Below are 1,184 nucleotides of genomic sequence, written 5' to 3'. Positions count from 1 at the left end.
GACCACCCTGAGCCAGGCAGCGCACCGGATCGAGCAGAAAGCACTCGATGACAGGGCGTTGCGAGAGACTCTGTCCAGACTGGAGCACCAGACAGGAAAGCAGGTTTGTCAAGCCTGACCCCTCGCCCAAAAGGAAAAGAAATAAAATGCCAATTCGGTGAAGATTTTGTCTTTTGGCACGAATGGAGGTTTGAAGACTGTGGCGAGGAAACAATAATTTTCGACCCTATCAAAAAAGAAATTCAGGTGAGCCTGAATGGTCCCTTGTACCCGTGTCGAACTTTTACAGCAATACCAAGTAAAGCAAAAAAGCAATACAACAAACTAATCAACCGAACGGAAAACACTTCTGTGCTGTGCAAAACAGAAAAGAAAATTCTATAATTGCGGTGGTCGGCTAGCAGTTCGTCGTCGCCGGTTATCATGAACCGTTATATAGCAAAAAAAATGGAATAAGGTCATGACATTCTCAGAAATCGAGCTGAAAAGAATTGACAAACTCGTTGGTGGCCTTTGCAGGAAGAAATCAACAGAAGAACACAAAGACCAATTAAAGTTCGAATACAGAATTAAAGGCCATGAGGTACTCATTTTAGAAATTCGTTCACGCTGGAATAATCCTGAAGAGAGCAGTGAACTTTCGGTAGCAAAATTGAAATTCAATAAAACCAAAAACATTTGGCAGCTTTATTGGCAACGGGCAAATATGAAATATATAAAGTACGATGGCCTGAATGACACTAATGACCTTGGTAAACTGGTCAGTGAAATTGAAACTGACAGATATGGTTGTTTCTTCGGCTAGAGGCCACATAACCATCTAATCAACCGGATTGTTGAGGAAAATTGAGGAGGGCATCAAAAAGACATCGCTAAGGTTGCCAACAAACGACAACAGCCCCCCTTGGCCGGAGTTGACGCCTGCCGTACAGGGCCGTAAAATGAGCCGTACAAAGCTGGCCAGGAAAGGTACCTTTATGGCAACGAGAAAGCTGACCATCCGCCTGCCGGAAGAAGACATCGACTTTGCCAAGAACTATGCCGCCGCGCACGGCATGACCATGACCGAATTGATCGACCGCTACCTGAAATCCCTCCAAACCCGGCACAAGGGTCCCCTGGCTGACGAAATCGTCCGGTTCAGCGGCATCATCCCCGCCGACATTGACGGCCGCCGGGAATAT

3 protein-coding genes are annotated in these 1,184 nt (G+C 46.3%); all 3 read left to right on the top strand.

Going from position 1 to position 1,184, the window contains the following annotated elements; translation table 11 throughout:
* Positions 1 to 105 precede the first annotated feature (105 nt).
* Positions 106 to 384, top strand: a complete 279-nt coding sequence (locus D6694_13235) for a hypothetical protein (protein ID RMH37535.1) — start codon at positions 106 to 108, stop codon at positions 382 to 384.
* A 76-nt stretch (positions 385 to 460) separates the two neighbouring features.
* Entirely contained in the window at positions 461 to 805 is a 345-nt protein-coding gene (locus D6694_13230) for a DUF3024 domain-containing protein (GenBank protein RMH37534.1), read from the top strand.
* Between the two features lie 172 nt (positions 806 to 977).
* Positions 978 to 1,184: hypothetical protein (locus tag D6694_13225; GenBank protein RMH37533.1), on the top strand; the 207-nt coding region annotated here is incomplete at its 3' end.

Source organism: Gammaproteobacteria bacterium (assembly GCA_003696665.1).
Taxonomy (GTDB): Bacteria; Pseudomonadota; Gammaproteobacteria; order Enterobacterales.
Note: the sequence above shows the minus strand (reverse complement) of the source record. Positions and strands in the feature narration are given on the sequence as shown.